This is a genomic window from Variovorax monticola, assembly GCF_051216855.1.
Lineage (GTDB): Bacteria > Pseudomonadota > Gammaproteobacteria > Burkholderiales > Burkholderiaceae_C > Variovorax.
In genome coordinates, this window is record NZ_JBPJZP010000004.1 from 215,998 (window position 1) to 234,865 (window position 18,868).

Genomic DNA, 18,868 nt, shown 5'->3' on the forward strand with positions numbered 1-18,868 from the left:
AGAAGCCGGCGCAAGGCCGGCTTCTGTCGCTGAATCGTTTCGCTGCGCCCTGTTGCGCCTTGTTGGTCGCTACTGCGCCTGTCCTTGGGGAGCCTGCTGCGGAGGCGGCGCCACCACGGCCGGCATCATCGCCGGCGGCACTCCGGCTGGCGGTGGCGCTGTCATGGGCGTCGTCGGCAATGCACCCGGCACGCTCGACACGCTGATCGGTGCGCGCACCGGCAGTTGCAGCGTGAACGCCGCGGGTCCGTCGGCCTGCGCGCCCAGCGTGGCCGAGCGCAGCCCCACCGACTGCAGCACGTAGTTGTCGCCGACCCTCGACCCCACGCGGAACGGCCGCGGCGGCTTGCCGTCGATGGCGATCAGCGCGGCGCCCTGCCTGGACGGGTCGGCCACGACGCCCGACAGTGCGAAGCGGCTGGCCGCCTCGGGCGCCACCGGTGCCGTGCTCGACGAGGGCAGCACGCCCAGCAGCCGCGCCACCGCATCCGAGTCGGCCGACACCGAAGGCCGGGGCATGGTCGCCGCCGCCGCGACGATGTCCGCCGGCGAGGCCAGGCGCAGGGCCCAGAACACGGCGGCGCCGGCTGCCAGCGCCCAAAGCCCCGTGGTTGCAAGTGGGGCATGCCAGCGGGCAGCGGAGTAAGGACTTGTCATGGGCGCGGATTATCATGCAGCGCGCTTTCCGAATCATGTCCGCCGAACCCATGAAAAAAATCCTTCGTACCGCCACCCGCACCGCCCAACGCGCCTTCACGCTGATCGAGCTGATGGTCGTGCTGGTCATCATCGGCGTGCTCGCGGCGCTGATCGTGCCGAACGTGATCGAACGCGCCGACGACGCCCGCGTGACGGCCGCGCGCACCGACATCAACAACCTGATGCAGGCGCTCAAGCTCTACCGCCTGGACAACCAGCGCTACCCCACCGCCGAGCAGGGCCTGCAGGCGCTGCTCACCCGCCCGACCTCGGGCCCGGCCGCGCCCAACTGGAAGCCCTACGTCGAGAAGATGCCCAACGACCCCTGGGGCCATCCGTACCAGTACATGAACCCGGGCATCAAGGGCGAGATCGACGTGCTCTCGTTCGGCGCCGACGGCCAGAGCGGCGGCGAGGGCAAGAATGCCGACATCGGCAGCTGGCAGTAGCGGCCCGGGCGCGCCGCGCCGCAACCCGCATCCACGCCCTCCCCACGCCAACCGTCCGGCTGCCGGCTTCACCCTGCTGGAGCTGATCGTGGTGATTGCGATCATCGCGATCGCCACCGCCGCCGTGAGCTTCGCGATGCGCGACACCGACGCCGCCAAGCTCGACCGCGAGGGCGACCGCCTGGCCGCCCTGCTCGAATCGGCCCGTGCCCAGTCGCGCGCCAGCGGCGTGGTGGTGCGCTGGCGCCTGGTGGAAGGCGGCTTCGTGTTCGACGGCCTGCCGGCCGGTGCGCTGCCCAGCGGCTGGGCCGCCGAAGGCATCACCGCCCAGGCATCGCTCGCCAGCGGCGCGCCGGTTCCGGGCCTGCAGCTGGGGCCCGACCCGATCATTGCGCCGCAGCAGGTCATGCTCTATTCGGCCGGCCCGCCGGCCCGCGCGTTGCGCATTTCCACCGACGGGCTGCGCCCCTTCACCGTGTCGGCCGTGCAATGAGCGCGCGCGGCCCTGCTTCTGCTTCACGTGTGTCGCGCAGCCGCGGCTTCACGCTGATCGAAGTGCTGATCGCCCTGGGCATCGTCGCCCTGGCGCTGGCCGCCGGCTCGCAGGCCACGATGTCGCTCACACGCAATGCACAGCGCCAGTCCGACCTGGTGCTGGCCGAGCTGTGCGCGGAAAACGAACTCGCCAAGGCGCGGCTCTCGCGGCAGATGCCGGCCGTGGGGGACTCGGGTTCGATCTGCCCGCAGGCGGGCGTGTCGTTCAACGTGACGACCTCGACCTTTCCCACGCTGAACCCGAACTTCCGCCGCGTCGACGTGCAGGTGCGCGACGAGGGCGATGCGCCCATCCTGCGCATCTCGACCGTGGTGGGGCGCTACTGATGCGGCGCGCCACCCCTGCAACACCCGCCGCCCCGCGCGGCTTCACGCTGATCGAGCTGCTCGTCGCCATCTCGGTGATGGCGCTGCTGTCGCTCGTGAGCTGGCGCGGGCTGGAGAGCATGTCGCGCGCCACCACGCAAAACCAGCAGCGCGCCGACGCCGTGTTGACGCTGCAGACCACGCTCGCGCAGTGGGGCGCAGACCTCGACGCCGTGACCACGCTGGCGCAGACCCGCCCGATCGACTGGGACGGCCGCGTGCTGCGGCTCACGCGGCGCGGCAGCGACGCCAGCGCGCCTTCCGTGCTGGTGGTGGCCTGGACACTCAAGCAGGGCCCCGACGGCATGCGCTGGCGGCGCTGGCAGTCGCTGCCCTTCAGCACGCGCGGCGAGTGGCAGCAGGCCTGGAACATGGCCGCCGCCTGGTCGCAGGACGCCGGCGCCGGCGCCTCAGGCGGCTACAGCGACGTCACGCTGGTGCCCGCGAGCAGCTGGCAGCTCTACTTCTTTCGCGACAACGTCTGGGTGCCCGCGAGCCAGCTGCCCACCGTCGCGGCCACCCCCAGCGCGCCCACGGGCCCGGTCGTGGCCATGCCGGACGGGCTGCGCCTCGTGATCACGCTGCCGCCAGGCGACGGGCTCTCGGGCACCCTCACGCGCGACTGGGTCCGCCCCACCGTCGGCGCGCCCCGAAGCTCATGACGAACATCGCCAAGCGCCAGTCCGGCGCCGCCCTGCTCGCCGCGATGCTCACGGTGATGCTGGTGGCCACCTTCTCCGCCGCGGCGCTCTGGCAGCAATGGCGCGCCGCCGAGGTCGAAGGCGCCGAGCGCGCCCGCGTGCAGGCCGCCTGGGTGCTGGTCGGCGCGCTCGACTGGTCGCGCCTGATCCTGGGCGAGGACGGCCGCGCCGGCGGCTCCGACAACCTCACCGAACCCTGGGCCGTGCCGCTCGAGGAGGCGCGGCTCACCACCTTCCTGGCGGCCGAGAAGAACGTGGCCAGCGACAGCGTCGAAGGCCTGCCCGATGCGTTTCTCTCGGGCCGCATCGTCGACGCGCAGTCCAAGCTCAACGTGCTGTCGCTGGTCGACGCCGGCCAGCCCATACCCACCAGCGTCGCCACCTTCACCCGGCTGTTCAACACGCTGGGCCTGCCGGTGGCCGAGCTGGAGCGCATGACCACGGCCCTGGTGAGCGCGCTCGCCACGGGCGCCGACGGCGATGCCGGCGGCGCCCCGCTGATGCCGCAGGAAGTCTCGCAACTGGTGTGGCTCGGCCTGTCGCCCTCGACCGCGGCGGCGCTCGAGCCCTACGTGACGATCCTGCCGGTGCGCACCACACTCAACCTGAACACCGCCAGCGCCGAGGCCATCAGCGCCAGCATGGAATCGCTCAACATCGCCAGCGCGCGCCAGCTGGTGGAGCGCCGCACGCGCACCTTCTTCAAGGACATCGCCGCCGCCAACGCAGCGCTGCCCAGCGGCAGCGCGCCCTTCAACGCGGCGCAGCATGGCGTGGGCACCAATTACTTCGAAGTCTACGGCCGGCTGCGGCTGGACCGCACCTACGTCGAGGAACACTCGCTCCTGCAGCGCAACGGTGTCACGGTGACGACGATCTGGCGCACCCGCGGCGCCGGCGCAACGAACACTCCGGTCAAACCCTGATTTCGTCGCACTATTTGTAAACAAAAAGTCCCCTAACGCACGTCTGACCTGCGCAGTACGCTATCGAAAGAAGAGCGCGCCGCTGTCAGACAGACACCTACAATCCACCGGTTTTTCCTACATCGACATGACCCCCCTGCTGCTCCTTGCCCCCCTCCCTCCGGCCGACGCCGCGGGCGAGTTCGACTGGGCCCAGGCAGGCGACGACGGCATTGCGTTGCGCAACCAAGGCCGCGCGCTGCTGGCGCTCCTGCCCTCGGGCAGCGAAGTCATGCTCGGCATTCCTTCCTCCGCCCTCTCGTGGCACCGCGTCACGCTGCCCAAGGGCAGCATGGGCAGCGCCTCCAGGCTGCGCGCGGTGCTCGACGGCCTGCTCGAAGAACACCTGCTCGACGAGCCCGAGAGCCTGCACTTCGCGCTCGAACCCGACGCCAAGGCCGGTGTGCCGGTGTGGGTCGCGGCCTGCAACCGCATCTGGCTGCGCAGCACGGTGCAGGCGCTCGAAGCGGCCGGCCGGCGCGTGGTGCGCATCGTTCCGGAGTTCGCGCCCCAGCCGGCCGATGCGCCGCCGCTGCTGCTGGTCACGGGCGAGCCCGACGCGCCGCGGCTCACCGTCTGCGACGCCGACGGCGTGGTCTCGCTGCCGCTGGCGGGCGCGGGGCTGGCGCTGTCGAGCGGGCTGCCGCTGGACACCGCCGTCATCACCACCGAACCCGCCGTGGCCGAAGCCGCCGAGCACCTGCTGGAGCGCCGCGTGCCCATCGTGCAGACGCCGCAGCGCTGGCTGCAGGCCGCGCGCACGCCCTGGGAGCTGGCGCAGTTCGACCTGGCCGTGACCGGCCGCGCGCGCGCCGGCAAGAAGTTTGCCTCCGTGTTGCAGACCCTGCGCTATGCCCCCGAATGGCGTGCCGCGCGCTGGGGCGTGGTGGCGCTGCTGCTGACCCAGCTCATCGGCCTGAACGCCTGGGCCTGGAAGGAGCGCAACGCGCTCGACGCCAAGCGCCAGGCCGCCAAGACCATGCTGACCCAGACATTCCCCTCGGTGAAGATCGTGATCGACGCGCCGCTGCAGATGCAGCGCGAGGTTTCGGCGCTGCAGCAAGCCGTGGGCGACGTGGCCGACAGCGACTTCGAACCCATGGTCGGCGCGCTTGCCGCCAACCTGCCGCCGGGCAAGGTGCCCAGCGCCGTCGACTACAGCGCCGGCCAACTGCGCCTGCGCGGCCTGGGGCTGCAGCCGTCCGAGGTGTCGCAGATCACCGGCGCCATGGCGCCGCGCGGCTACGGTGTGCGCACCGAAGGCGACCTGCTGCTGGTGCAGGCACAGGCCGTGGCCACCCGATGAACTTCAGCGAACAACTCAAGGCCCGCTGGGCCGCCCTCGATGCGCGCGAGCGCCGCCTGGTCGCCGGGGCCGTCACGCTGGTGGCACTGGCCTTGCTGTGGTGGATTGCGCTCGCACCCGCGTTGCGCACGCTGGCCGCGGCCCCGGCCGAACACGCACAGCTCGACGCCCAACTGCAGCAGATGGCCACCTTGCAAAACCGCGCGAAGGCGCTGCAATCGCAGCCGCGGCTGAACCGCGACGACGCGCTGCGCGCCCTCGAGACCTCGGTGCGCGACGGCCTCGGCACCAACAACGCGCAACTCATGACGGCCGGCGGCGACGGTGCCGCCACGGTGTCGCTGCGCGCAGCGCCCGCGCCCACGCTCGCTCAATGGCTCGCACAGGCTCGCGGCAATGCCCATGCGGTGCCGCGCGAAGTGCACCTGACCCGCGCACCCGCTTCCACGCCCGCACCGTTGCCAGGCGGCAAGGACGCCGCCAGACCGCCGCCGGTCCGCTGGGACGGCACCGTCGTCATGGCACTGCCCGCGGCGCGATGAGCAGCACCGCATGGTGACCCGGCCCTCTCCCTCCGTCTTCCAGCCCAGGCCGCGCCGCGGCTGGCGCTGGGCCTTGCTCGGCGTCGGCCTCGGCGTGCTGGCGGCGGTGCTGCTGTTCGCGCCGGCGCGCTGGCTGTCGGCCGCGCTGTCGAGCTGGAGCGACGGCCGCCTCGTGCTGGCCAACCCGCGCGGCACCGTGTGGAACGGTACTGCCGCCGTGGTGTTCGCCAGCGGCGCAGGCGGCGCGCAGGCCGTGTCGCTGCCCGGTGTGCTGCACTGGCGCATGCGCCCCGGCTGGGGCGGCATTGCAGCCAGCCTCGACCTGGCCTGCTGCGCCGCGCAGCCGCTCGAACTCAAGGCCAGCCCGCGCGCCGGCGGCCTGTTGCTCACCTGGCAGGACAGCCGTTCGCGCTGGCCGGCCAGCATGCTCGCCGGCCTGGGCGCACCGTGGAACACGCTCAAGCTCGAAGGCGCGCTCGACCTGTCCACCAAGGCCTTCGCGATGCAGTGGGACGGCCCCGTGCTGCGCATCACAGGCCAGGCCACGCTCGACGCCACCGATGTTTCTTCCAGCCTGTCGACCCTGCGGCCGATGGGCAGCTACCGCCTCACGCTCGACGGCGGCACCCGCCCCACGCTGCTGCTGAGCACGCGCGAGGGCAGCCTCGAGCTGAACGGCAGCGGCAGCTGGAACGGCACCTCGTTCCGCTTCAACGGCGAAGCCAGTGCGGCGCCCGGCCGCGAAGACGCACTTTCCAATTTGTTGAACATCATCGGGCGCCGCGACAACGCGCGTTCGATCATCACCCTGGGTTGATCCTCATGATGAAGCCACTGTTTTCGACCGGCACCGTCGCCCTTGCGGTGCGCGTGCTGATCGCCGCCACCTTCCTGCAGGGCGCGGGGGCCGCGTTTGCGCAGGCCGGCGACGCGCCGCGCCGCGGCGAGCCGATCACGCTGAACTTCGCCAACGCCGACATCGAGGCCGTGGCACGCACCATGGCCGTGGTCACCGGGCGCGACGTGGTGGTCGACCCGCGCGTGAAGGGCACCATGAACCTGGTCACCGACCGCGCCATCCAGCCGGGCGCCGCGTTCAACCAGTTCGCCTCGGCGCTGCGGCTGCAGGGCTTCGCGGTGGTGGAGGCCGACGGCCTGTACAAGGTGGTGCCCGAGGCCGACGCCAAGCTGCAGAGCAGCACCGTCAACACCTCGATCGGCGCGGTCTCCTCCGGCGGCAGCAACCAGATCGTCACGCAGATCTTCCGGCTCAACTACGAGTCGCCCAACAGCCTGCTGCCGGTGCTGCGCCCGCTGATTCCGCCCAACAACACCATCAACGTGAACCCGGGCAACAACTCGCTCGTGATCACCGACTACGCCGACAACATGCGCCGGCTGGCGCGCATCATCGCGTCGCTCGACGTGCCGAACGCGTCCGACATCGAGGTCATCCAGCTCAAGCACTCCATCGCCACCGACATGGTGCCGCTGGTGCAGCGCCTCATCGACGGCGGCGGCTCGGGCGCACCGGGCGCGGCGGCTGCGCCCGGTGCGGCCGATGCGTCGTTCCGCACCACGCTGATGGCCGACCCGCGCAGCAACTCGCTGATTCTTCGCGCGGCCAACCCGGCGCGCGTGAGCCTGGTGCGCTCGCTGGTCGACAAGCTCGACCGGCCCGCCGCCGAAAGCAGCAACGGCGCGGCCGGCAACATCTACGTGGTCTACCTGAAGAACGCCGACGCGGTGCGCCTGGCGGCCACGCTGCGCGCCGCCATGGCGGCCAACCAGGTCAACACCACCCAGGGCGGCGCCGCGGGCGCGGCCGGCGGCGCGGCGCAGCCGCAGGGGCAGAACGCGTTTTCACAGCAGGCGCAGCAGTCGTCCTTCGGCGGCCAGGGCAGCAGCTCGCCACAGGCCTCGGCGCCGCTCAACAACGCCAACCAGCCTTCCACCGGCGGCCAGATCCAGGCCGACCCGAGCACCAATTCGCTGATCATCACCGCGCCCGAACCGCAGTACCGCCAGATGCGCGCCGTGATCGACCGACTCGACGGGCGCCGCGCGCAGGTGATGATCGAGGCGCTCATTGTCGAGGTGAACGCCACCAAAGCTGCCAACTTCGGCGTGCAGTGGCAAAGCGCGCTGGGCAACAACGCGGTCATCGGCACCAACTCCAGCCTGTCGGGCGCCAACATCCTGGCGCTGACCCAGGCCATCGCCACCCGCAACGCGGCGGGCATCAACCTGCCCACCGGCCTGAACCTGGGCATCGCGGGCAAGGTCGGCGGCCAGTACATCCTGGGTGCCATCGCCAACTTCTTCAGCAGCGACAACGACGCCAACGTGCTGTCCACGCCCAACCTGCTGACGCTGGACAACGAAGAGGCCAAGATCGTCATCGGCCAGAACGTGCCCTTCCCCACCGGCTCCTACGCGAGCACCTCGGGCTCTGTGGGCATCAACCCTTTCACCACCGTGGAGCGCAAGGACGTGGGCCTCACGCTGCGCGTGCGCCCGACCATCAACGAGAACGGCACGGTGAAGATGCAGATCTTCCAGGAGATCTCCAACGTCGCGGCCGGCACCACCACCGACCCGAACGGCCCCACCACCAACAAGCGCTCGCTCGAGTCCAGCGTGCTGGTGGAAGACGGCGGCCTGGTCATGCTGGGCGGGCTGCTGTCGGACACCTACGGCAACGCCATCGAGAAGGTACCGCTGGCCGGCGACATCCCCATCCTGGGCAACCTGTTCAAGAACGAGACCCGCAAGCGCGAGAAGAACAACCTGATGATGTTCCTGCGCCCCGTGGTCATGCGCGACGCGAACGCGACCGAGGCCTTCGCCTACGACCGCTACGACCAGATCCGCGGCTTGCAGCAGGCGGCGCAGCCCAACACAGACAACGTGATGCTGCGCAACGTGAGCGCCGCCCCCATCCTGCCGGCGGCACCGCCGCTGGGTGCCGCGAGCAATCGCACCGGTGGCCTGCGCGACGAAGGCACCCAGCTGATTCCGCAGCCCACGCTGCCCGCCGACAACCGCAAGCTGGCCCCGAGCCCGCTGCGCGGCGCCCTGCCGCCCACGGCCGACCCCGTGAGCGCGCGCGAAATGCCCTGACGCGAGCCAATCGCCTTGATACTGCCCTGATGTCCAGCCGCTACCCCCTGCCCTACGCGTTCGCACGCAGCCAGCAACTGCTGCTCGAGGAAGCCGACGACGGCCGCCGCACGCTGTGGATGTCCTCGCACCCCGCGCGCAGCGCCGTGGGCGAGGTGGCGCGCAAGTACGGCGTGCAGGCCTTCGAGGTGCTGGCCGACGCCCCATTGGCGCAGCGCATCAGCGCGGCGTATTCGCAGGGCGAATCGAGCGCCGCCGCGGTGGTGAGCGAAGTGCAGAACGACGCCGACCTGTCGCGCATGATGCAGGAGCTGCCGGCCGTCGAAGACCTGCTGGCCAGCGCGGGCGATGCGCCCATCATCCGCATGCTGAACGCGCTGCTCACGCAGGCCGCGCGCGACGGCGCCAGCGACATCCACATCGAGCCCTACGAGCGCACCTCGTCCGTGCGCTTTCGCATCGACGGCACGCTGCGCGAAGTGGTGCAGCCCAACCGGGCGCTGCACGCCGCGCTCATTTCGCGGCTGAAGATCATGGCCGACCTCGACATCTCCGAAAAGCGCCTGCCGCAGGACGGACGCATTTCCTTGCGCATCGGCACGCGCGCGGTCGACGTGCGGGTGTCCACGCTGCCCAGCGCGCACGGCGAACGCGCGGTGCTGCGCCTGCTGGACAAGAGCGAGTCGAAGCTCACGCTCGAGTCGGTGGGCATGCAGGGCGACACGCTGCATCGCTTCGAAAAACTCATCTCGCAACCGCACGGCATCATTCTGGTGACCGGCCCCACGGGCTCGGGCAAGACCACCACGCTGTACGCCGCGCTGGCCCGGCTCGATGCCAGCCGCAGCAACATCATGACGGTGGAAGACCCCATCGAGTACGAACTGCCCGGCGTGGGCCAGACACAGATCAACGCCAAGATCGAACTCACCTTCGCCAAGGCCCTGCGCGCCATCCTGCGGCAGGACCCGGACGTGATCATGATCGGCGAGATCCGCGACTTCGAGACCGCGCAGATCGCCATCCAGGCCTCGCTCACCGGGCACCTGGTGCTGGCCACGCTGCACACCAACGACTCCGTCAGCGCCGTCACGCGCCTGACCGACATGGGCGTGGAGCCCTTCCTGCTGAGCTCGTCGCTGCTGGGCGTGCTCGCGCAGCGGCTGGTGCGCAAGGTGTGCACGGTGTGCACCGGCGCGGGCTGCGAGGTGTGCGGGCAGACCGGCTACCAGGGCCGCACCGGCATCTTCGAGCTGCTGGTGGCCGACGAGACCGTGCAAGGCCTCATTCACAGCAAGGCGGCCGAGAGCGAGCTGCTGCAGGCCGGCGCGCGAGGCGGCCTGCGCCTGATGCGCGAAGACGGCGAGCGGCTGGTGCAGGCCGGCGTCACATCGCGCGCGGAGCTGCTGCGCGTCACGCGCGACTAGCGCGCACCGCGCAAGACCGCCATGCCCGCCTATTCCTTCGAAGCCCTCGATGCCACCGGCCAATCGCGCGAAGGCGTGCTCGAGGCCGACACCGCACGCAGCGCGCGCAGCCTGCTGCGGGCGCAGGCGCTCATTCCGCTGTCGGTCAAGCCGGTCGGCAGCGACCACATCAACGGCACCGGCCAGCGCAGCGGCCTGAGCCGCTGGCTGGGCGGCGGCAAGCGGGTCTTCAACTCCACCGGCCTGGCCGTGTGGACGCGCCAGCTCGCGGGCCTGGTGTCGTCGGGCCTGCCGCTGGAACGCGCGCTCACCGCGCTCACCGACGAGGCCGAGTCCGAGCCGCAGCGCAACCTCGTCGCCTCGCTGCGCGCCGAAGTCAACGCGGGCTCGCCGTTCGCGCGTGCGCTGTCGGCGCACTCGCGCGAGTTCTCGCCCATCTACACGGCCGTGATCGGCGCCGGCGAGCAGACCGGCAACCTGGGCCTGGTGCTCGACCGCCTGGCCGACGACCTGGAAGAGCGCCAGGCGCTGCAGCAGAAGCTGATCGGCGCGGCGCTGTACCCGGCCATCGTCACGCTGGTGGCGATCGTGATCGTGATCTTCCTCGTGAGCTACGTGGTGCCGCAGGTGGCGCAGGTGTTCGCGGGCACCAAGCGCTCGCTGCCCTTTCTCACCACCGTGATGCTGTCGCTGAGCGCGGGCGTGCGCAACTACGGCTGGTGGATGCTGGGCGCCCTGGCGCTCGCGGTCGCCGGCGTGCGCGTGGCGCTGGCGCAGGAAGCCTTTCGCCTGAAGTTCGACGCCGCTTGGCTCAAGCTGCCGCTGGTCGGCAAGCTCGCGCGCGGCTACAACGCGGCGCGCTTCGCCAGCACGCTGGCCATGCTGGCCACGGCCGGCGTGCCCATATTGCGCGCGCTGCAGGCGGCGGCCGAAACGCTGAGCAACCGCGCCATGCGCGCCGACGCGCTCGACGCGCTGGTGCTGGTGCGCGAAGGCGCGCCGCTGGCCTCGGCGCTGGCGCAGAAAAAACGCTTTCCGGGGCTGGTGTCGATGTTCGCGCGCCTGGGCGAGCAAACGGGCACGCTGCCGCTGATGCTGCAGCGCGCGGCCAACCAGCTCGGCGCCGAAGTGCAGCGCCGCGCCATGCACCTGGCCACCATCCTGGAGCCGCTGCTGATCGTGGCGATGGGCGGCGTGGTGATGCTGATCGTGCTGGCGGTGATGCTGCCGATCATCCAGCTCAACCAGTTCATCAAGTGACGCGCCGCATCGCCTCACGCACCCTGGCACACGCGACATGGCCGTAACGCTCGAAGACAAGCTCGTGGTCGCGATTTCCTCGCGCGCCCTGTTCAACCTCGAAGAGGAAAACCGGATCTTCGACGCCGGCGACAACGAGGGCTACATGAAGCTGCAGCTCGACCGCATCGACGTGCCGGCCGCACCGGGCATTGCGTACTCGCTGATCCGCAAGCTGCTGCGCTTCAACGACGACGGCGTGCAGCGCGTGGAGGTGGTGATCCTGTCGCGCAACGACCCGGTGTCGGGCATGCGCATCTTCCGCTCGAGCGTGGCGGCCGACATCAAGCTGCAGCGCGGCGTGTTCACGCAGGGCCGCCCACCCTTCGGCTACCTGCGCCCCTTGCGCGCGCACCTGTTCCTCTCGGCCAATGCGCAGGACGTGCGCGAGGCGCTGGGCGCGGGCTTTCCTGCCGCGCGCGTGCTGGTCGAATCGGTGAAGGCCAGCGACGCCTGGCCCAGCGAAGTGCGCATCGCCTTCGACGGCGACGCCGTGCTCTTCAGCGACGAGGCCGAGCGCGTGTTCCAGTCGCAGGGCCTCGACGCCTTTCAGGCGCACGAACTCAGCAAGGCCGACCTGCCCCTGCCCGAAGGGCCGTTCAAGCCGCTGCTGATGGCGCTGCACCGCCTGCAGATGGCAGGCAACGCGCACATGCGCATTCGCACCGCGCTGGTCACAGCGCGCAGCGCACCGGCGCACGAGCGGGCCATTCGCACGCTGATGAAGTGGAACATCCGCGTCGACGAGGCCATGTTCCTCGGCGGCCTGCCCAAGGGCGAGTTCTTGCGCGAGTTCGAGCCCGACTTCTTCTTCGACGACCAGACGGGCCACGTCGACGCGGCCTCGCGGCATGTGCCCGCGGGGCACGTGAGCAGCGGCATCAGCAACGAGCCCTGAGCGCCGGAGGGCGCCGCACAGGCGCCGCGAAGGCGCCACGACCGGGCAGCGGGCTTGCCCGGCCCGCGGGCACCGGCAAGAATGCCGGCATGCTGATCCTTCGACATGCCGATGTTCTGGTCACCATGGACGCCGCGCGGCGCGAGATTGCCGACGGCGCCGTGGTGTGCGACGGGCCCGCCGTGGCCTGGGTGGGGCCGACGGCCGAGTTGCCGCCCGCGTACCTCGACGCCCTGCGCAGCGGCCATGCCGAGGCCATCGACATGCACGGCCATGTGCTGATGCCGGGCCTGGTCAATACGCACCACCACATGTACCAGAGCCTCACGCGCGCCGTGCCCGAGGCACAGGACGCCGAGCTCTTCGGCTGGCTCACCCACCTGTACCTGCTGTGGGCGCGCCTCACGCCCGAGATGATCCGCGTGTCGACGCAGACCGCCATGGCCGAGCTGATGCTCTCGGGCTGCACCACCAGCAGCGATCACCTGTACCTGTTTCCCAACGGATCGAAGCTCGACGACTCGATCGAGGCGGCCGATGCGATGGGCATGCGCTTTCATGCCGCGCGCGGCAGCATGAGCGTGGGCCGCAGCGCCGGCGGCCTGCCGCCCGACGAAGTGGTGGAAACCGAAGAGGCCATCCTGCGCGACAGCGAGCGGCTCATCGACCGCTGGCACGACGCGTCGCGCCATTCCATGCGCCGCATCGTGCTGGCGCCGTGCTCGCCGTTTTCGGTGTCGCGCGACCTGATGCGCCTGTCGGCCGAACTGGCGCGCGAGCGCGGCGTGTCACTGCACACGCACCTGGCGGAGAACGACAACGACGTGGCCTATTCGCGCGAGAAGTTCGGCATGACGCCGGCCGAATACGCCGAAGACCTGGGCTGGGTGGGCCGCGACGTGTGGCACGCGCACTGCGTGAAACTGGACGAGGCCGGCATCGCCCTCTTCGGGCGCACCGGCACCGGCGTGGCGCACTGCCCGTGTTCCAACATGCGGCTGGCCTCGGGCATCGCGCCCATCGGCGCCATGCGCCGCGCGGGCGTGCCGGTCGGGCTGGGCGTGGACGGCAGCGCCTCGAACGACGGCGCGCACATGCTGGGCGAGGCGCGACAGGCGATGCTGCTGCAGCGCGTGGGCCAAGGGCCCGCCGCGATGACGGCGCGCGAGGCGCTGGAAATCGCCACGCTGGGCGGCGCGCAGGTGCTGGGCCGCGACGACATCGGCGCGCTGGCGCCGGGCATGTCGGCGGACCTGGTGGCCTTTGACCTGCGCGGCGTCGCGCATGCAGGCGCGTGGCACGACCCGGTGGCCGCGCTGGTGTTCTGCACGCCGGGGCAGGTGTCGCTGAGCGTGATCGACGGCGAGGTGCGCATTCGCGACGGGCAGTTCACCGGGCTGGAACTGGCGCCGCTGCTGGCAAGGCACCGGAGCCTGGCGCGCACGCTTTACGAGCGCGCTCGGCATCCGCACACGGCCTGACCCTGGCGGCCCGCACTCAGCGCCGCATCGTGTCCAGCTGCGTGACCGGCGCGCTGTCGTTGCCCCACGAGCCGCGCACGTAGGTGAGGACGGCCGCCACGTCCGCCGCGTCCAGCACCTGGCCGAACGGCGGCATGCCGTAGGGGCGCGGGTTGCCGGCCGTCGTGGGCAGGAAGCCGCCGTGCGAGACCACCTGGACCAGGTTCGTGGGCTGCGCCATGCTCACGGCGCGGTTGCCCGCCAGCGGCGGATAGGCGCCGACGGCGCCCTGCCCCTGGTCGCCGTGGCAGTAGGCGCAGCGCTGGTCGTAGATCTTCGCGCCGCGCGCCATGGTGCCGGCATCGCGGCGCAGGGCCGCCCTGGGGGCCGCGGGCGCGTCGGCCTTGGGCACATCGGGCAGGTCCTTAAGGTAGCTTGCCATCGCGCCCAGGTCGGCCTCGCTCAGGTACTGCGTGCTGCGGAACACCACGTCGGCCATCGGGCCCATGACGGAGCCTCGCGGCGCGACGCCCGTCTTCAGCAGCGCCACCACGTCGGCCGGGGGCCAGTCGGCCACGCCGGCCTGGTGCGGGTCGGTGAGCGACGGGGCGTACCAGTTCTCCACGGGGATCAGCCCGCCGGACAGGCCGAGCCTGGTGTCCGTCGCGCCCAGCGAATTGCGCGGGCCATGGCAGGCGATGCAATGGCCCAGCCCGTTGACCAGGTAGGCGCCCCGGTTCCACTCGGCCGGCTTGCCCGCGTCGGCCACGAAGGGCTCGGGCTTGAACGACAGCGCGCGCCACACGGCCAGCGCGGGCTGCGTGTCGTAGGGAAAGCGCAGGCGGTGCGCCCTGTTGGCCTCGGTGGCGGCGGGCACGCTGCGCAGGTACGCGTAGATGGCGTCGGCGTCGTCGCGCGTCACCTGCGTGAAGTTGGGGTACGGGAACGCGGGGTACAGCAGGCGGCCGTCCTTGCTGCGTCCGTTGTGCATCGCGCGCCAGAAGTGCGCGCTGCTCCAGCGGCCGATGCCGGTGCCGTCGTCGGGCGTGAGGTTGCTCGAATAGATGGTGCCGAAGGGCGTGTCGATGGGCAGGCCGCCCGCGTAGGGCCGGCCGCCGCGCGTGGTGTGGCAGCCCGCGCAGTTGCCGGCCAGCGCGAGGTAGCGGCCACGCTCGACGCGTTGCGGCGTGGCCTGGAAGGCTTCGGCCGTCTCGGGCAACGGGTCTTCGCCGCGCAGGTTCAGCGCCACCACGATGCCGGCGGCCACGGCCATCAGCACCAGAAGGGTCAGCAGCGTCCAGCCGAGGTGTCGCAGTTTCATGGGTGCGGCTTCGTCACTTCTTCGGCGCGGTCGTGCCGCCGCAGGCGATCGGCATCGGCGCGGGCAGCGAAGCGGCAGGCTTCGCATCGGCCGGCACCGGCTGCGTGGCCAGCCAGCTCGCCACCGCGTTCACGTCGGAGGTCCACATGCGGCGGCCGACTTCGGCCATGCAGTCGGGCGCCTGCGCGTGCCGCTCGTTGGTGAGCCATGCGCCGAGCTGCGACGCCAGGTACAGGCGCGGCAGGCCCAGCAGCCCCGGGGTGGCGGGCTGCACGCCGGTGAGCGCCGCGCCGTGGCATTGCACGCACGCCGGCAGCCGGCGCCCGGGGTCGCCCTGCAGCGCGAGCATGCGGCCGCGCGCGAGCACCTCGGGGGTGGCGTCGCTCACGGGCGAGACCGGCGGATACGGCAGGTCGAGCCCGGCGAAGTAGTCGGCGATCTCGCGCAGGTAATCGTCGGACATGTGCTGCACCATGTACGCCATGTCGGTGTTGAAGCGGCGCCCGTCGCGAAAGCTCACCAGCTGGTTGAACAGGTAGCCCGCCGGCTTGCCCGCCAGGCGCGGAAAGTAGCCGGCGTTGGTGGTCGCGCCCTCGCGGCCGTGGCAGGCGATGCAGGCGGCCACGCGCTGCTCGATGGTGTCGGGCACGGTGGCGGGCGCAGCGGCGCCTGCCACGCCTTGCACGGCAAACAGCAACCCGAGTGCCCAGAGGCGCAATGCGCTCTTCATGTGCCGGCAGCGTAGTGCGCCAGTGCCAGCAGCCCCGCGATCAGCAACAGCACCATCACCAGCGCCACGCCGATCAGCGGCAGGATGCCGACCTGGGCGGTTCGCTTGTCGGCGTCGGCGCGGCGCCCGCCCAGGCCGATGAAACTCCAGAGAACGGCGCGCACCGCGCGCATGAGATTCGACATGGCACCGAGTGTGGACCTGCCAGCGCATAAAAAACAGATGCAGATTCCCCTCGATTGACCGGCGCAGATAAAGTGCTGCCGAATGAACACCGCCCTGCCATGAAGCGCTACGAAGCCCTGGCCGCCGACATCGAAGCCTCCATCCGCATCGGCACGCTGAAGACCGGCGACCGCCTGCCCTCCGTGCGCCACACCGGCGCGAGCCGCGGGGTCAGCGCGTCCACCGTGTTCCAGGCTTACTACCTGCTGGAGGCGCGCGGCCTGGTGCGCGCGCGCGACCGCTCGGGCTACTACGTGACCGGCGGCGGACTGCGCGACGCGCCGCCCGAGTCCACCCACACCTCGCGCCCCGCCGACGGCCCGCTGTCGCTCGACGTGAGCGACCAGGTGTTCGACATCCTGGAAGCCAGCATGTCGCGCAAGGTGGTGCCGTTCGGCTCGGCCTTTCCGAGCCCGCTGCTGTTTCCGCTGGCGCGGCTGGGGCAGTTCATGGCGGCCAGCGCCAAGTCGCTGGACCCGTGGAGCACGGTGGACGACCTCACGCCCGGCAGCGCCGCGCTTCGCCGGCAGATCGCGCTGCGCTACCTGGGCGACGGCATGCCGGTGCCGGCCGACGAAATCGTCGTGACCAACGGCGCGCTGGAAGCGCTCAACCTCTGCCTCTCGGCCGTCACGCGCCCGGGCGACGCGGTGATCGTGGAGTCACCCACCTTCTATGCCGCGCTGCAAGCCTTGCAACGCATGGGGCTGCGGGCCATCGAGGTGCCCACGCATCCGGGCGAAGGCATCGACCTGGGCGCGCTGGAGCTGGCCATCGCGGCGCACAAGCCCACCGCCTGCTGGCTCATGACCACCTTCCAGAACCCGCTCGGCAGCCTGATGCCCGATGCCAAGAAGAAGGCGCTGGTCGCGCTGCTGGCGCGGCACCAGCTGCCGCTGATCGAGGACGACGTGTACGCCGAGCTCTACTTCGGCGAGCGCCGCCCGCCGCCGGCCAAGGCCTTCGACACCCAGGGGCTGGTGCTGCACTGCGCGTCATTCTCCAAGTGCCTGGCGCCCGGCTACCGCATCGGCTGGGCCTCGGCCGGGCGCTTCGCGCGCCAGGTGGCACGGCAAAAGCTCACGACCACGCTGAGCACCTCGGCGCCGTCGCAGCTCGCGCTGGCGGGCTACCTGGAAAAGGGCGGGCTCGACAAGCACCTGCGCCGGCTGCGCCAGACGCTGGCCCTGCAGCAGGCCACCTTCGCGCAGGCCGTGGGGCATTACTTTCCGGCGGGCACGCGCGCGACGCGGCCGCTGGGCGGGTACTTTCTATGGGTCGAGCTGCCGGCGCGGGTGAACGCGCTGGACATTCACCGCAAGGCGCTGGAACGGGGCATCAGCGTGGCGCCGGGGCCCATCTTCTCGGCCACACGCGCCTTCACCCACTGCCTGCGTCTGAACTACGGCCACCCCTGGGACACGCTCAGCGAGCAGGCGATGCAGACACTCGGCCGTCTGGTCGCCGAAGCGTCCTGAACAGCAGGAACGCCACGATGCTCAGGTTGAGCAGGTTCCACGCAATGCCGTTCAGGAAGGCCGCGTGGTAGCTGCCCGTGAGGTCGAACACCTTGCCCGACATCCAGCCGCCCAGCGCCATGCCGAACAGCGTGAACATCAGCACCGTGCCCACGCGCGCGCCCGCTTCCTGCGGCGGAAAGTGCTCGCGAACGATGATGGCGTAAGAGGGCACGATGCCGCCCTGGAACAGTCCGAACAGCGCCGAGATCACATACAGCGGCACCAGCCCGTCGAAGGGCAGGAACAGCAGCAGCGCCACGCACTGCAGCAGGCCGCCCAGCATCAGCGTGCGCAGCCCGCCGATGCGGTCGCAGATGGCGCCCGACACCAGCCGGCTCACGATGCCGAAGCCCAGCATCAGCGACAGCATCGTCGCGCCCTGCGCCGCGCCGTAGCCCAGGTCGCCGCAGTAGGCCACGATGTGCACCTGCGGCATCGCCATGGCCACGCAGCACGCGACACCGGCCACGCACAGCAGGCCCTGTGCCGTGCCCATGTCCAGGCCGAAGGGTCGTGTCAGGTCGCGCGGGGCCGAGGCCTTCGATGCGCTGGCGGGCGGCGCCTCGGCCAGCGCGGGCGGGCGCGCGCGGAACAGCAGCGCGAGCAGCGCCATCGTCACGCCGCAGAAGATGCCCATGCCGATGTAGGTCTGCCGCCAGCCCACCGTTTCCACGAAGTGCTGCGCGATCGGCGGCCACACCGCGCCGGCCAGGTAGTTGCCGCTGGCGCACACCGCCACCGCGATGCCGCGCCGCTTGACGAACCACAGCGAGGTGTCGGCCACCAGCGGCGCGAAGGTCACCGAGCAGCCGAGAAGCCCGACCAGCAACGCCTGCGCGATGGTGAAGGACACGATGCCGCCCGACAGGCCCGTCGCGATGTAGCCCGCGCCGAGGAACACCGAGCCACCGAGGAGCGGCCACATCACGCCGACCCGGTCGGCCAGCTTGCCCATCAGCACGCCGCCGAAGCCGAAGCCCAGCATCAGCAGCGTGTAGGGCAGCGAGGCATCGGCGCGCGCCAGGCCGAACTCGGCCTGCACCGCGGGCAGCATCACCGACACCACGTACATGCCGCTGCTGCCGACCGTCATGATCAGCAGCGTGAGGCCCAGGCGCAGCATGGCGTAGCGTGAATCGGGCTGGTGGGCGGTTGTCTCTTGGGTCTTCATTTTTTGTCTCCACGCCGGGAACGTGCGGCGCGCATGTCGTGCCGCATTCTCGCGGCACGCGGACCTTGCGGAACGCATGAACATCGACATGGCAGACGGCTTGAGCCCGGC

Annotated in this window: 19 protein-coding genes; 14 read left to right on the forward strand and 5 right to left on the reverse strand. The window is 71.0% G+C overall.

The window, feature by feature from the left end; translation table 11 throughout:
* Positions 1-69 precede the first annotated feature (69 nt).
* Positions 70-657, reverse strand: coding sequence for a type II secretion system protein N (locus tag ACSFA5_RS15650; RefSeq protein ID WP_435444958.1), 588 nt, complete (start codon positions 655-657; stop codon positions 70-72).
* 50 nt (positions 658-707) lie between these two features.
* Between ACSFA5_RS15650 and gspG the strand changes: the two genes are divergently transcribed.
* From gspG to ACSFA5_RS15715, 13 genes are all read left to right on the forward strand, one after another.
* Entirely contained in the window at positions 708-1,148 is a 441-nt protein-coding gene (gene gspG, locus ACSFA5_RS15655) for a type II secretion system major pseudopilin GspG (RefSeq protein WP_435444959.1), read from the forward strand.
* Entirely contained in the window at positions 1,123-1,641 is a 519-nt protein-coding gene (locus tag ACSFA5_RS15660) for a prepilin-type N-terminal cleavage/methylation domain-containing protein (protein WP_435444960.1), read from the forward strand. Before gspG ends, ACSFA5_RS15660 begins: the two co-directional genes overlap by 26 nt.
* Positions 1,638-2,030, forward strand: a complete 393-nt coding sequence (gene gspI, locus ACSFA5_RS15665; RefSeq protein ID WP_435444961.1) for a type II secretion system minor pseudopilin GspI — start codon at positions 1,638-1,640, stop codon at positions 2,028-2,030. The genes ACSFA5_RS15660 and gspI overlap by 4 nt, the downstream gene beginning before the upstream one ends.
* A complete protein-coding gene (locus ACSFA5_RS15670; protein WP_435444962.1) occupies positions 2,030-2,731 on the forward strand; it encodes a PulJ/GspJ family protein in 702 nt (233 codons plus the stop codon). The genes gspI and ACSFA5_RS15670 overlap by 1 nt, the downstream gene beginning before the upstream one ends.
* The gene (gene gspK, locus ACSFA5_RS15675) at positions 2,728-3,696 is read left to right on the forward strand and encodes a type II secretion system minor pseudopilin GspK (protein ID WP_435444963.1); all 969 of its coding nucleotides are present in this window, start codon (positions 2,728-2,730) and stop codon (positions 3,694-3,696) included. The genes ACSFA5_RS15670 and gspK overlap by 4 nt, the downstream gene beginning before the upstream one ends.
* A gap of 127 nt (positions 3,697-3,823) precedes the next feature.
* Complete coding sequence (gene gspL, locus ACSFA5_RS15680; protein WP_435444964.1) at positions 3,824-5,041, forward strand: type II secretion system protein GspL; 1,218 nt, start codon at positions 3,824-3,826, stop codon at positions 5,039-5,041.
* Entirely contained in the window at positions 5,038-5,583 is a 546-nt protein-coding gene (gene gspM / locus ACSFA5_RS15685) for a type II secretion system protein GspM (RefSeq protein ID WP_435444965.1), read from the forward strand. The genes gspL and gspM overlap by 4 nt, the downstream gene beginning before the upstream one ends.
* A gap of 10 nt (positions 5,584-5,593) precedes the next feature.
* Complete coding sequence (gspN, locus tag ACSFA5_RS15690; protein WP_435444966.1) at positions 5,594-6,400, forward strand: type II secretion system protein N; 807 nt, start codon at positions 5,594-5,596, stop codon at positions 6,398-6,400.
* 5 nt (positions 6,401-6,405) lie between these two features.
* Positions 6,406-8,706 carry a type II secretion system secretin GspD gene (gene gspD / locus ACSFA5_RS15695; protein ID WP_435444967.1) on the forward strand — a complete coding sequence of 767 codons (2,301 nt, stop codon included), beginning with the start codon at positions 6,406-6,408 and terminating at the stop codon, positions 8,704-8,706.
* Positions 8,707-8,735: 29 nt separating this feature from the next.
* Positions 8,736-10,133, forward strand: a complete 1,398-nt coding sequence (locus tag ACSFA5_RS15700) for a GspE/PulE family protein (RefSeq protein WP_435444968.1) — start codon at positions 8,736-8,738, stop codon at positions 10,131-10,133.
* Positions 10,134-10,154: 21 nt separating this feature from the next.
* Positions 10,155-11,393, forward strand: a complete 1,239-nt coding sequence (gene gspF / locus ACSFA5_RS15705; RefSeq protein ID WP_435444969.1) for a type II secretion system inner membrane protein GspF — start codon at positions 10,155-10,157, stop codon at positions 11,391-11,393.
* Between the two features lie 37 nt (positions 11,394-11,430).
* Positions 11,431-12,330 carry a 5'-nucleotidase gene (locus ACSFA5_RS15710; RefSeq protein WP_435444970.1) on the forward strand — a complete coding sequence of 300 codons (900 nt, stop codon included), beginning with the start codon at positions 11,431-11,433 and terminating at the stop codon, positions 12,328-12,330.
* An 89-nt stretch (positions 12,331-12,419) separates the two neighbouring features.
* Positions 12,420-13,811: an 8-oxoguanine deaminase gene (locus tag ACSFA5_RS15715; protein WP_435444971.1), complete on the forward strand. Its 1,392-nt coding sequence runs from the start codon at positions 12,420-12,422 to the stop codon at positions 13,809-13,811.
* Between the two features lie 16 nt (positions 13,812-13,827).
* Here ACSFA5_RS15715 and ACSFA5_RS15720 read toward each other — a convergent pair whose 3' ends face one another.
* The 3 genes from ACSFA5_RS15720 to ACSFA5_RS15730 are packed head-to-tail and all read right to left on the reverse strand — an operon-like array spanning position 13,828 to position 16,026.
* Entirely contained in the window at positions 13,828-15,111 is a 1,284-nt protein-coding gene (locus ACSFA5_RS15720) for a c-type cytochrome (protein WP_435444972.1), read from the reverse strand.
* A gap of 13 nt (positions 15,112-15,124) precedes the next feature.
* On the reverse strand, positions 15,125-15,841 hold the full coding sequence (locus tag ACSFA5_RS15725; RefSeq protein ID WP_435444973.1) for a c-type cytochrome: 717 nt from the start codon (positions 15,839-15,841) through the stop codon (positions 15,125-15,127).
* Entirely contained in the window at positions 15,838-16,026 is a 189-nt protein-coding gene (locus ACSFA5_RS15730) for a DUF2970 domain-containing protein (protein ID WP_435441643.1), read from the reverse strand. Before ACSFA5_RS15730 ends, ACSFA5_RS15725 begins: the two co-directional genes overlap by 4 nt.
* 99 nt (positions 16,027-16,125) lie before the next feature.
* Here ACSFA5_RS15730 and ACSFA5_RS15735 point away from each other — a divergent pair, with 99 nt between their 5' ends.
* A complete protein-coding gene (locus ACSFA5_RS15735; protein WP_435444974.1) occupies positions 16,126-17,544 on the forward strand; it encodes an aminotransferase-like domain-containing protein in 1,419 nt (472 codons plus the stop codon).
* Here the strand turns inward: ACSFA5_RS15735 and ACSFA5_RS15740 are convergent.
* Positions 17,492-18,757 carry an MFS transporter gene (locus tag ACSFA5_RS15740; protein ID WP_435444975.1) on the reverse strand — a complete coding sequence of 422 codons (1,266 nt, stop codon included), beginning with the start codon at positions 18,755-18,757 and terminating at the stop codon, positions 17,492-17,494. The two genes, ACSFA5_RS15735 and ACSFA5_RS15740, sit on opposite strands and share 53 nt — an antisense overlap.
* Positions 18,758-18,868 lie beyond the last annotated feature (111 nt).